The following is an 11342-nucleotide window of genomic DNA, read 5'->3' as shown; positions in this document are numbered from 1 at the left end:
CACTGATATTCTGCCATATGTGGGATCGCACCGTTGGCTTGTGAGGTTCGCGCCTTTACTCGCTAAGCTGGCGAGGTTACGCAAACGACCAACCAGCTCATCCTGCCGAATGGATGAAACTTATGTAAATGCCAAAGGACGGTGGATGTATCTGGACCGGGCCTCCACGTAAGTGCTCCATGCTTTTTTGTGCTGTCGAAGTTCGAGAGTTTGCTCAGCAATGCTGTCTTCATCGCGCAGCCCATCCAGCACGATCCTGGTCTTCTCTTCGGACAAATAATGGTTGCGAGCTCACGAAAGCTCAGACATTACAAACTGTATTGTACCTGCACAAACTCACACAAACTCACACAAATTGGCCTGCGGCGAAGCCGGAGGACCAGGCCCATTGGAAGTTGAAGCCACCCAGATGGCCGGTTACGTCCACCACTTCGCCGATGAAGTAGAGGCCCGGAACAGTGTTGGCTTCCATGGTCTTGGAGGAGAGGGCCTTGGTGCTAACGCCACCTAGAGCGACCTCAGCCGTACGGTAGCCTTCGGTGCCGACTGGCTTCACAGTCCACTCATTGATCGCTTGAGCTGCTTTGCGTAGCACTTTGTCTGAGGTGTCAGCCAATCGTCCCTGAAACTTGTTTGTCTCCGCAATGTGGAGAGCTAGTTTCTTTGGGAGCAGGTTGGAAAGAGCTGTCTTAAGTTCCTGTTTTGGTTGTGCCTGTTTTGCTGCTTTCAAGGCTTCAAAGGCATCCGTATCTGGCAGCAAATTGACACGAAGGTCCTTGCCTTCTTCCCAGTAGGAGGAGATCTGCAATATGGAGGGGCCAGATAAGCCACGGTGCGTGAACAACAATCCCTCACGGAATTTGGTTTTGCCATAGGAAACCACAGCATCAACTGAAACGCCCGCCAGATGTTTGGAGCGCTCACGCATCACATCATCAAACACAAACGGCACCAGCGCAGCGCGTGGTTCAATCACCGGCAAATCAAACCGTGTAGCAATCTCATAACCAAAACCAGTGGCTCCCATTTTGGGAATTGATGGACCACCGCAAGCAACCACAAGAGACTGCGCCCGAACAGTTTCGTTGGACGTGCCAACCGTAAAGCGGTCATCTGGCTTGCTGAGAGCGGTAATGCTGGTTTCCAGTTGGACCTGCACACCATGCTGATCACAAAGATCTAACAGCATGTCGATGACCTGCTGGGCGCTGTCATCACAAAACAATTGGCCCAGTGTCTTCTCGTGCCAACCGATGCGGTATTTATCTACAAGCCCAATAAAGTCGCGCTGAGTATATCGCTTCAAAGCGGACACGCTGAACCGTGTGTTTTGCGACAAGTAGTTGGCAGGGGAGGCGTGCAGGTTGGTGAAGTTACACCGTCCACCGCCGGAAATACGGATTTTCTCCGCCGGGCGCTTGGCGTGGTCAATCACCAGCACAGAGCGGCCCCGTTTGCCAGCTTCAATCGCACACATCAAGCCAGCGGCGCCGGCACCTAAAACAAGAACATCAACAGTTTGCATGGCGCCCTTATATGGCCTTTCTGCCCAAGGTCAACACAGCACCCAAAAACAAAAAAGAGGAGAGCGTTAGCCCTCCTCCAGATTACTTTAAAAATGAGAGAGGCTTATGCAGCCACAACCTCTTTCAGGAAGGTGGAGATGGTCTGCCGCAACTCTGTCGCCTGATGGGAAACCGAGTGAGAAGCATCCAGAACCTGCCCTGCAGATTGGTTGGTTTCTTCAACTGAGGATGTCACCACAGACATGCTATCGGCAACGTCTTGCGTGCCTTGTGCGGCCTGCTGAATATTCTGACTGATGGCAGAGGTTGCAGCATTCTGCTCCGAGATCGCGGTGGCAATGGAGCTGGTGTATTCGTTCACCTGCTGCATGGTGCCTGCAATTTGCTCGATAGCCGTTACAGCCTCCTTGGTGGAGCCCTGAATGCCGGAGATTTGAGAGGAAATCTCTTCCGTTGCTTTAGAGGTCTGTGTTGCCAACTCTTTTACCTCAGAAGCGACAACCGCAAATCCTTTGCCCATCTCACCTGCACGCGCAGCCTCAATGGTTGCGTTCAGTGCCAGCAAGTTGGTTTGCTCTGCAATATCACGGATGAGGCTGACAACTTCGCCAATCTTCTGCGCAGCAGCATCAAGATTTTCCACGTGGTCATTGGTTGCGGTGGCAACAGCGGTCGCCTCATCAACAGTCTGCTTGGTATGGGAAATCTGGCGTCCAATTTCCTCAATAGAAGCGGAGAGTTCTTCTGCGGCGGAGGCAACGGTTTGTACGTTGTGAGAGGCTTGCTCGGAAGAGCCTGCTGCCCTGTTCGCGCGCTCGGAGGTCGTGGTGGCAATATGCGTCAGAGCATCAGCAGTATGCTGCATCTTGCCGGTATTATCGTCCACCCGATTAAGAACGTTGGACACCTGATCATTGAACGTGCTGATCAATTGATCCACGTGTTCCTGACGGTTCCGCTCTCGCTCATGTTCTTTCTCAGAAAGGGTTTGCAGTCGCTTCTGTTCAGCAACAGTATCGCGGAATGACATTACAGCCGTTGCAACACGGCCAACTTCATCCACGCCGATTGCACCGGAGAAGGTAACCGTGGTGTCGCCTTCTGCAAGGCTGCGGGCGTCAGTGAGGAGAGCGGCAACAGGCAGGGAAACGCTGCGAATAATAGCTATCGCCAAGCCGATGCCCAGCACCGTCACCAGAGCAGTGATAATAAGCGCCAGCAAGAATTGCCTTTGTGCATTGGCTGTCAGCTCTTGAGCGTGCATGACCAGTTCATCAGCCAGATAGTCTTCAAAATCCTTCAAGGCATCGATGCGCTTCGTAGCCAAGTCGAACCAAGTAAAGCCTGTGATGGAGGAAATGTCGCCGCCAAACGCTGAGCTGTAACCGAGCTTACGCGCTGCATCAACCTGAGACATAATGGGGCGGGCAAAGATCTTTTCTAGAAATTTGATTTGAGGCCCTGTCATCAGAGATTGAGCAGTCTCAAAGTGGGTATCTTGTGTCGCACTCAGGCGAACAAAACGCCGGTAACTGGCAGCATTGAACTCCTGCGCACTGAATCCGTTTGCACCAATCGCCCGCTCGATACCTGCGTTTTCTTTACCCAATAACACTTCTTCGTACATGCTCAGTTTACGTACGAGGCTTGCATCGCGGCTTACACGAACAGTGTCGGGCAAAAATTTGAAGGCCTCTTTAATCGTGCCACTGTAGTAAGCAACAGTCTCGCCAACAGTGGTATTCAGGTTTTTTACATCAGCACGAATCTGGTCGATATTGGCAAGACGGTCATTCACCATATCAACTTGCGCTGCCAAACCGCTATCGATGGTTTTCAGGTCGATGTTTGTAAGCGCAGCATTATAAGTGCGGATTTTATCGTCGGTCAGTTTTTGTTGCTGGTTAAGGCCTTCAACAAAGCTCTTTCCTTTGGATCCCAGATAACCGGCGGAGCGACCACGTTCCTTCTGCAGCTCATGAACAACAGCACTCAAAACAGGAACAAACTCGGCAACTTGTCCAATCGACGAGGCTTCCATCTTCTTATTGTAGGCGGAAAATATTTGTGAGCCAGCGAAGTAAAGCATTGGCACAAACGCAAGCATGAATATCGCAATGATGCGATATTTTAGAAGAATACGACGCATAGAAGCACCTGTAAGGGAAACCCGAATTTCAATTGTGAAACGGAAAATGCAACGTACGCTTCACCGTTTTGTGATTACACGCCTAAATTGAATTAGTAATTCTTTATAGAGTGTTTATCTGTAGGTGAAAATTTGTACTACACTCATATTTATTTGCCATTTCGCATAATTTATCGATTTTTTGTCTACTTTTCTTAATTGAGGCCCAAAAAGATAGACCCAATTACCTAGCAATTGTGTCTGATGATCTTGAGCAACTTATTGCTTCCACATGTAAACAAGAAAAAAGGGAGCTAATGCTCCCTTCGATTCGTCATAGTTTATTGAAAATCTTATTCTCCCCAGACGCTTGCTCTGTCCTGATAGAGTTGCCCTTCCATGCGAGCTCCGTAAAAAGCACAGGCTCTCACGTAGTCCATGTAAGACCCATGGATCTTCTCGCTCATAGCATCCCCCTTAGGGAAGTCTGCAATGACGTCTCGTGCAGCAGCCCCAATTGCTTCCATAACATCCTTCGGGAAGGCGGAAAGAATTGCACCGCGTTCCACCAATGTTGAAAGAGCAATCGTATTGTTATAACGGAACTCAGCTGTGCTTTCTTCTGCTTGAGCAGTCGCGGCCTGCGCCAGAACAGTTTTTAGCCAAGGACTGAGATTTTCATAGGTGTTCTGGTTGACGATCATCTCCAGACCCGGGCCCGGCTCATGGAACGCTGGCAGATGGTAATAAGGCGCGATCTTGTAAAGACCCAGTGCAAGGTCATTCCACGGGCCTACAAATTCAGCTGCATCGACAACACCGGATTGAAGGGCGGAGAAGATTTCCGGCGGAGGGGTGACGACAGTCGTTGCACCAACCTTGCGTAAAATATCGCCGCCTAAACCAGCGATGCGCATTTTCAACCCAACAAGATCATCGAGTGATTTGATTGGTTTTTTGAACCAGCCACCAGCCTGTGCACCAGAGCTTCCTGCGTAAAACGGTTTCCGTAGGCTTCATCCCAGAAAGTCTGACCGCCGCCGTGGCGCAGCCAACCAGAAAGCTCGGTCGCATCCAGACCAAAGGGCAGGGTGGTGAAGTACATAGTCGACCGAATTTTGCCAACTTGGTAATACGGCGCGTTGTGACCGATATCTGCAGTGCCAGAGGAAACAGCAGAGAAGGTCTCAAATGGAGGAACCAGCTCGCCACCGCCATAATACTTGATGGAGATCTTACCGTCAGACAGGGCTTCAATGCGCTTGCCAAGCTGCTCTGCGGATGTCCCTACGCCGGGAAACCCTTTTGGGAAGGCCCCAACCAGTTTCAGATTGAGTGTGGAATTTGCAAGTGCGGGTGCAGCAAGAACAGAAGCTCCGCCTGCAGCCCCGGTGATAACAGCTTTCCTGAGAAAATCACGGCGCTTCATCGGCATCCCCTATTTTACCCTGACAAATACTAGGTAATAAAACTAACAGAAAGGGAGGGGGATGTGCCACATCTTAAATTTGAAATTTCTCTAAAAATCACAATTATGTGGAGTTTATTTGAGTATTTCCATCATACGGTCCAGTAGTGTGTCGACATCTAGTTGTTCTTTATCCAAAACTTGGAACATTCCATTGCTGTGAATACCTTGAACCGACAGATAAACCAAGGAAGCTAGTTCTGGGTCTTCAGACTCCAGTTGGATGCGGGAATACAGTTCCTTGTGAAACTCACGAACCGGGTCAAGCAGACTTGGATCATCGGCAATAGCTGCCAAAAGTCCAGAGGCTGCTTTGTTGTCTTCCTTGTGATTTTCACAAATTCCAGAAATAAAGGCGCGCATCAATTTATGGCGATATGGATCCGCTGAATACTCATTTTCGGCCTGCATTACGTCATCGCGAATTTGGTCCACATGGTGTTGAACCATCGCGCGGATCAGAGCGTGTTTACTGGGGAAACTGTAAAGCAACCCGCCTTTGGAAACCCCCGCATGTTTTGCCACTGCATCAAGCGAAAACTGGCCGCCTCCTTGAGCCTGAACCAAGTCGAGTGCTGCTGTGAGAATCCGCTGCTGCGTTCGGCTGGCCTTGGAGAGTTCCTTCACTATGATTTCCTTGCTCAAAACTATGAGTGCTCGCCTGCTCTAACGATTATAAAGTATGTGTCGCCACACAGAATTCCAGTATAGGCCTTTAGAGCCGGTTTTACGAGTGTCCCAGAGCACTAACATTGTGAAAATTGCAATGCAAAAACAACGGGGTCTAATGCGCATCACATATTCATCAGCTCGTCGTGATTGGGAAATAGCTTGGCACCCGCGGGGAAGTCAGGTTGAGTATCAGGCAGGTGCAATCACGGGTGTGAGCATTGGCACAATCCCAAGACCGGCCTGCGAATAAAACGGAAAAAGGCCTGACGGCACTCGGAGGTGAATCCGGTGCGCATCAGGCCTTCTACACTCGTTTTCGCTCATCGTGCGTTTGCTGGAGCTAAACGACTAAAGCGAATTCGAAAATCGTTCAGATTAAGAAAGCTCAATCTGGGAAGCCTGCAAGCCGCGGCCACGACGATCTTCTTCAGCAACGAAAGTGATTGCAGCGCCTTCAGCAGGTACTGTCATGCCGGAGCTTTCGAAAGCTGTGATGTGAACAAAGATGTCTTTGGAACCGTCAGCTGGAGTAACGAAGCCGTAGCCTTTGTCGTGGTTGAAGAATTTGAGGGTACCGTCTTGTCGCATGGAAACGTCCTTTAAGCCTTAAAAAGTCAACTCGCCTGGTTAAAGCGGGTCAGTAGTAACGAGCAATGTAATCAAAGGCCGAAAAGGACATTGTTCCGATATATACATCGGCACATTGCCAACCGTGTCTCCAAAAACAGCCCGTAGCCATTCGTTCTGAGCTCTCATCTCGTTTAAAAGCAATCAGTACCAATAGTTCATATAGGGGGACGGGTTATATGTCGCCCCTCTAATACTACGGGATAAGCAAATCTCTAAGCTTACTCGTCCCTATGGATGTAGTTGTTCCTTGAGAAATCCACAAGATGGAAAATATAAAAAGGGGGCGTTTGAGCCCATTATGTCCCCCTCATGCGACCAACCACACCCTTCGGGAACCAATAGATACTACAGATAAACAATAACCCAAGCCAAAGCAGCCAACGCTCGGGCGAAACTATCTCTGAAATCACCGGAAGGTTACCTAGCGATTCCTGAAGGATAGCGAGGAAATTCTGAAGATAAGACTGTGTGAGGATGAACAGAACAGCACCAATTGTTGCACCGTACATACTGCCCATTCCGCCAATCACAACCATCAATAATATGTCCACCATAATGTCCATAGAGAGGGTTGTAGCCGGTCCCGTATACCTCAACCAGACCGCCATGAGAGAGCCTGCCAGAGCTGCCATAACGGCAGATAAAACAGTTGCTACACTGCGGTAGCGAACCACCTTGTATCCGATGGCCTCAGCGCGAAATGCGTTCTCCCTAATGGCTTGTAAAACCCGACCAAAAGGCGAGTTCACCATGCGCAACATGACCAAAAACAGAAAGAACGAGCTGAAGAAGACCACATAGTAGGTGATCAGCTTGCCGTTGATGCGAACACCCAAAATTTTCTCTTTAATCAGCTTGAAAGCGGGCGTCATCTCACGAGGGATTCGGTAACTCAACCCATCCTCCCCACCGGTGAACCAGGAGAGCTGAGAGACCAGCACCAAAAACGCACTCGCCACAGCCAGCGTCATCATGGCAAAGAAAATCGCCTTCACTCGCAAAGAGAACAGCGCAATAACAAAGGCGAAAAGCCCCGCAAACAAAGCACCAGCTATCGTACCGAAGGCGAGGGCGGAGTACGTCGCGCCCATGTTTGTCAACGCTATAGCTGTCCCGTAAGCGCCAATGCCAAAGAACATAGTATGCGCGAAGGACACAACGCCCGTATAGCCCAGCAGCAAGTCATAGCTGGCAACCAGTACGATGAAGATGCAAATGCGTGCCGCGGTATCTAAGGAGCGTGTTCCGGGAAATAGGAAAGGCGCAAACATCAGGCCGAACAAAATTATCAGCAAAACAAAGCTTAGGGTTTTGCTGCGTGGGCTATCACCCGAGAGGAGTTTCATAATCATACCAGCGCTCCTCAATGCGTTTTCACAACAGGGTAGAGACCCTGCGGTCGCCACATCAACACGCCGCCCATCAGCAGGATCGTCGAGACCAGCGCCAGCTTGGGCACAAGATAGCCCGTGTAGTTTGTCAGCAATCCCACCAGCATCGCACCAATGAAGCAGCCTTCAATGGAACCGAGCCCGCCAATGATCACCACAATAAACACCGAGATCATCACCTCTGAACCCATGTGAGCCGTGATCGTTTCCTGATACATGCCCCACATGACGCCGCCGAGACCAGCCAGAGCACAGCCCACCATAAACACCGCGAGAAACAGCTTCTGAATGGGATAGCCCAGAGCTTCCACCATCTCACCATTTTGAACCCCAGCACGAACGAGAAGCCCGATCTTGGTCCGCACCAGCACAAAGCGCATGCCTGCAAACAACAGCAGGCCAACCGCAATGGCGAGAATGCGGTACTTCTCAATCGCAGCCCCAAGCACAATGAAGGACCCCTGAAATGCAGCAGGGCGCGCCAGCGCAATCTCATCCGGTCCCCAGATTACATAGATGATCTGCTGGGTCACAACCAAGCCCCCCATGGTCACGAGGATCTGTTTGAGGTGATGGCCATACACGGGCTTAACAATCACCCTCTCAAAGCCATAGCCAACAAGACCTGTCACCAGCATGGCAAAGGCAATTGCCAGCAACACAGCTCCCAGATTAAGCGCAATGCTGGGGCTTTCAATCCAGCCACCCAAGGCACCGAGTACCGAGAACCCAGCAAAGGCACCGAGCGAGATGAAAGCCCCGTGCCCAAAGTTGATCACGTCCATCAGGCCGAAGATCACAGTCAGGCCGGATGCCATGATGAAAATCATCATTCCCATGGCAAGGCCCGCCGCTGTCAGCGTCAGCCAAGTGGAGCTTGAGCCGATAGCGGAAAAGCCAATCAGCATCAAAACCGGAACCAGCAGGAGAGGGGATTTCTGCTCCAGCAGCTCGGCAAAATTAGGCCGCTCAATGCGGGGTTTGATAAGACTGTCGCTCATTGGTGTGCCTCCAGAGATAAGCCCATAAGACGTTCTTGCAGCGCACTGTCAGAGACAAGTGTTGCCATGTCACCAGAGTAGATGATGCGGCCATCATCCATTACAGCAACTGTATCGCCCACGGCGCTCGCCATGGAAAAGTTCTGCTCCACCAATAAGATGGTGGTGTCTGTTTCTTTCAGCTCACGCAAAGCAGCAGCCATGGCGTTGATGATGGCAGGTGCGAGCCCCTTGGTCGGTTCATCAATCAAGATCAGCTTGCGCGGCTCAATAATCGCCCGCGCAACCGCCAGCATCTGCTTCTGTCCGCCAGAAAGATTACCCGCCGCATTGTTCCAGAACGTCTTGAGAGGCGGGAACAGGCCAAACACCCATTCCAACCGCGCCGCATCCATAGGGCCACTGCGCGCCGCCAGCAGCATGTTTTCCTGCACGGTGAGATCGGTGAAGATGCCCATATCCTCAGGCACAAAGGCAATCTCGCGCTGGGCAATGACTGGCGTGGCCTCCGCCTGTATTTCACTGCCGTCAAAAACAACAGTTCCCTGGGATGCTTGCCACAAGCCCATGATGGTGCGCAGACTGGTTGTTTTCCCAGCACCATTGCGGCCAAGCAAAACCGTAACCCCGCCCTTGGGCACATCCAGATCCACACCCTGCAAAATGTGGTAGGGGCCGATATGCGTATGCACGCCGCGCAGCTTTAAAAGAGCATCAGACATGAGCTTCCTCCTGCGCATCTTCAGGAGCAATACCCAGATAAGCCTGCTGCACGATAGGTGAGGCGATCACAGCTGCCGGCTCCCCATCTGCCACCAGAGCACCGTTGTGCAGCACGATAATCCGGTCTGCCAGAGAGCGGATAACATCCATCTTGTGTTCCACCAGCAATATGGTGCGGTCCTTGTCTTTTTTCAGCTCGGCAATGAGGTCCAGAATAATCGGCACCTCATCAACGCTCATGCCCGCCGTAGGCTCATCAAACATCAACACCTGCGGCCCGATGGCGATCATCAACGCCACCTCCAACTTGCGCTGATCCCCGTGAGACAGCTCGGCAACAATCTGCCCCGCCTTTTCCAAAAGGTTCACCTCCGCAAGAATATGCTCCGCCCGCTCAATTAATTCCACATGACTATCCGCCATGGAAAACAAATCCATTCCCACCCGTTGATGCGCCTGCACTGCCAGCCGTGCATTCTCGCGCACCGTCAAACCGGGAAACAGATTGGTGAGTTGAAACGCCCGCCCAATGCCGCGCAAAGTCCGGTCCGCAACAGAACGCTTGGTGATGTCTTCGCCATTAAACCAGACAGTGCCGGAGGTTGCCGAAAGTTGACCGGAGATCAGGTTGAAGTAGGTCGTTTTGCCAGCCCCATTAGGGCCAACAATGGCGGTCAACGTACCGCGATGAAACGAGCACGTCACCGCATCAACAGCCACATGCCCGCCAAACCGCACGGTCAGGTCATGAGTGGAAAGGACCGGTTTTTCTTCCAGATGCATCAAAGGTGTATCAACCTTTCTCAAGGTGTTTGTTTAGTTATTTCAGGAGATTAAACGGATTTTGTTTTGCGCCGTGCCCAAAATATGAAGACAAATGCGCAGCCATACATGGTGATGGCGTAAATACCGGAGGCAAGGCTGTAAGGCGGCAAGGCTTCACCGTTCATGGCAACCAATGCGCCAACTGTAATACCAAGCGTTGCGTTTTGAACGCCCACTTCCAACGCAATGGCAATGCTGTCCTGATGTGAAAGCTTCATCGCTTTTGCACCGTTATAGCCAATCAGCAGCATCACCACGTTCAGCAAAATGAGTACGGGGCCAAGCTCTGCAATGTTGGCAATCAACACACTCCAGTTTGTCGCAACCGCGCCCAAAGCGATGACGACAAATAAGATCGTAGCAACAGCGGAAAGCACCTTGGAGATGCGCACTGAGAAAGCAGGAGTCAGATGATTAACTACAACGCCAAGAGCCACTGGGACAGTAGTAATAAGCGCCATGGCAATGCCAATAGAAGTCACGTCAATCATCGGTGCATCAGACCCGAGAAAATAAACGGCAGCAGCAGCTGTCAAAAGCGGCACCGTCAACACGCATAAAAGACTCGTGATTGCAGTTAGCGAGACGGAAAGGGCAACAGTTCCGCCAGAAAAGCGTGTCAGCAGGTTGGAGGTAACACCGCCTGGCGCGAATGAAAGCAACATGACGCCAAACGCCATGGCAGGCTCCAGCTCAATCACCTGCAATATTAAAAATGCGACAGCAGGCAGCAACAGCAATTGCCCCAGCAAACCCACGCTAAAGGCACGCGGCATCTTCACAACGCGCTTAAAATCCTGTCCGGTTAAAGTGATCCCAAGCGAAAACATAATGACTGCTAAAGACAGGGGCAAAAACAGCTTTAAGATAATATCCATGGCCTTAGTTTTGCTCCTCGACACTCTGACCTGAAAAAGCAAAGCTCCCAAGTAAGCCACTGGGGATGAGACCAGTCTGCCGGATTGCTGGAACTTGCAC

11 protein-coding genes and 1 pseudogene are annotated in these 11342 nt (G+C 51.1%); 1 reads left to right on the top strand and 11 read right to left on the bottom strand.

The genetic code is table 11. The features are described 5' to 3' along the window. Nucleotides 1-28: 28 nt before the first annotated feature. Nucleotides 29-163, top strand: a pseudogene (locus BLS62_RS32220) (IS6 family transposase); the annotation flags it as partial. 183 nt (nucleotides 164-346) lie between these two features. Here the strand turns inward: BLS62_RS32220 and BLS62_RS15330 are convergent. The 11 genes from BLS62_RS15330 to BLS62_RS15285 all read right to left on the bottom strand — a co-directional run bounded on the left by BLS62_RS15330 (nucleotide 347) and on the right by BLS62_RS15285 (nucleotide 11242). Beyond that, the gene (locus BLS62_RS15330; protein ID WP_093182426.1) at nucleotides 347-1525 is read right to left on the bottom strand and encodes a BaiN/RdsA family NAD(P)/FAD-dependent oxidoreductase; all 1179 of its coding nucleotides are present in this window, start codon (nucleotides 1523-1525) and stop codon (nucleotides 347-349) included. A gap of 104 nt (nucleotides 1526-1629) precedes the next feature. Next, nucleotides 1630-3675 carry a methyl-accepting chemotaxis protein gene (locus tag BLS62_RS15325; protein ID WP_093182423.1) on the bottom strand — a complete coding sequence of 682 codons (2046 nt, stop codon included), beginning with the start codon at nucleotides 3673-3675 and terminating at the stop codon, nucleotides 1630-1632. Between the two features lie 332 nt (nucleotides 3676-4007). Beyond that, nucleotides 4008-4604, bottom strand: coding sequence for a TRAP transporter substrate-binding protein DctP (gene dctP, locus BLS62_RS32600; protein ID WP_208991178.1), 597 nt, complete (start codon nucleotides 4602-4604; stop codon nucleotides 4008-4010). Further along, complete coding sequence (locus tag BLS62_RS32595) at nucleotides 4574-5083, bottom strand: type 2 periplasmic-binding domain-containing protein (RefSeq protein ID WP_208990880.1); 510 nt, start codon at nucleotides 5081-5083, stop codon at nucleotides 4574-4576. The genes dctP and BLS62_RS32595 overlap by 31 nt, the downstream gene beginning before the upstream one ends. 114 nt (nucleotides 5084-5197) lie before the next feature. Next, nucleotides 5198-5749 carry a TetR/AcrR family transcriptional regulator gene (locus tag BLS62_RS15315; RefSeq protein WP_093182419.1) on the bottom strand — a complete coding sequence of 184 codons (552 nt, stop codon included), beginning with the start codon at nucleotides 5747-5749 and terminating at the stop codon, nucleotides 5198-5200. A 420-nt stretch (nucleotides 5750-6169) separates the two neighbouring features. Next, nucleotides 6170-6382: a cold-shock protein gene (locus BLS62_RS15310; protein ID WP_093182415.1), complete on the bottom strand. Its 213-nt coding sequence runs from the start codon at nucleotides 6380-6382 to the stop codon at nucleotides 6170-6172. Nucleotides 6383-6720: 338 nt separating this feature from the next. Then, a complete protein-coding gene (locus tag BLS62_RS15305) occupies nucleotides 6721-7776 on the bottom strand; it encodes a branched-chain amino acid ABC transporter permease (RefSeq protein ID WP_093182411.1) in 1056 nt (351 codons plus the stop codon). An 11-nt stretch (nucleotides 7777-7787) separates the two neighbouring features. Then, nucleotides 7788-8816, bottom strand: a complete 1029-nt coding sequence (locus BLS62_RS15300) for a branched-chain amino acid ABC transporter permease (RefSeq protein WP_093182409.1) — start codon at nucleotides 8814-8816, stop codon at nucleotides 7788-7790. Continuing rightward, nucleotides 8813-9538 carry an ABC transporter ATP-binding protein gene (locus BLS62_RS15295; protein WP_093182405.1) on the bottom strand — a complete coding sequence of 242 codons (726 nt, stop codon included), beginning with the start codon at nucleotides 9536-9538 and terminating at the stop codon, nucleotides 8813-8815. The genes BLS62_RS15300 and BLS62_RS15295 overlap by 4 nt, the downstream gene beginning before the upstream one ends. Further along, on the bottom strand, nucleotides 9531-10322 hold the full coding sequence (locus BLS62_RS15290; protein ID WP_093182402.1) for an ABC transporter ATP-binding protein: 792 nt from the start codon (nucleotides 10320-10322) through the stop codon (nucleotides 9531-9533). The genes BLS62_RS15295 and BLS62_RS15290 overlap by 8 nt, the downstream gene beginning before the upstream one ends. 50 nt (nucleotides 10323-10372) lie before the next feature. Continuing rightward, nucleotides 10373-11242, bottom strand: a complete 870-nt coding sequence (locus BLS62_RS15285; protein WP_093182398.1) for a bile acid:sodium symporter family protein — start codon at nucleotides 11240-11242, stop codon at nucleotides 10373-10375. Between the last annotated feature and the right edge of the window lie 100 nt (nucleotides 11243-11342).

Source organism: Pseudovibrio sp. Tun.PSC04-5.I4, assembly GCF_900104145.1.
In the GTDB taxonomy this organism is placed as follows: Bacteria; Pseudomonadota; Alphaproteobacteria; order Rhizobiales; family Stappiaceae; genus Pseudovibrio.
Note: the sequence above shows the minus strand (reverse complement) of the source record. Positions and strands in the feature narration are given on the sequence as shown.

Bases quoted from the DNA above. Each gene is read 5' to 3' on its own strand.
- BLS62_RS15330 (WP_093182426.1), bottom strand. From the start codon at position 1,525: ATGCAAACTGTTGATGTTCTTGTTTTAGGTGCCGGCGCCGCTGGCTTG.
- BLS62_RS15325 (WP_093182423.1), bottom strand. From the start codon at position 3,675: ATGCGTCGTATTCTTCTAAAATATCGCATCATTGCGATATTCATGCTT.
- BLS62_RS32595 (WP_208990880.1), bottom strand. From the start codon at position 5,083: ATGAAGCGCCGTGATTTTCTCAGGAAAGCTGTTATCACCGGGGCTGCA.
- BLS62_RS15310 (WP_093182415.1), bottom strand. From the start codon at position 6,382: ATGCGACAAGACGGTACCCTCAAATTCTTCAACCACGACAAAGGCTAC.
- BLS62_RS15305 (WP_093182411.1), bottom strand. From the start codon at position 7,776: ATGATTATGAAACTCCTCTCGGGTGATAGCCCACGCAGCAAAACCCTA.
- BLS62_RS15300 (WP_093182409.1), bottom strand. From the start codon at position 8,816: ATGAGCGACAGTCTTATCAAACCCCGCATTGAGCGGCCTAATTTTGCC.
- BLS62_RS15295 (WP_093182405.1), bottom strand. From the start codon at position 9,538: ATGTCTGATGCTCTTTTAAAGCTGCGCGGCGTGCATACGCATATCGGC.
- BLS62_RS15290 (WP_093182402.1), bottom strand. From the start codon at position 10,322: ATGCATCTGGAAGAAAAACCGGTCCTTTCCACTCATGACCTGACCGTG.
- BLS62_RS15285 (WP_093182398.1), bottom strand. From the start codon at position 11,242: ATGGATATTATCTTAAAGCTGTTTTTGCCCCTGTCTTTAGCAGTCATT.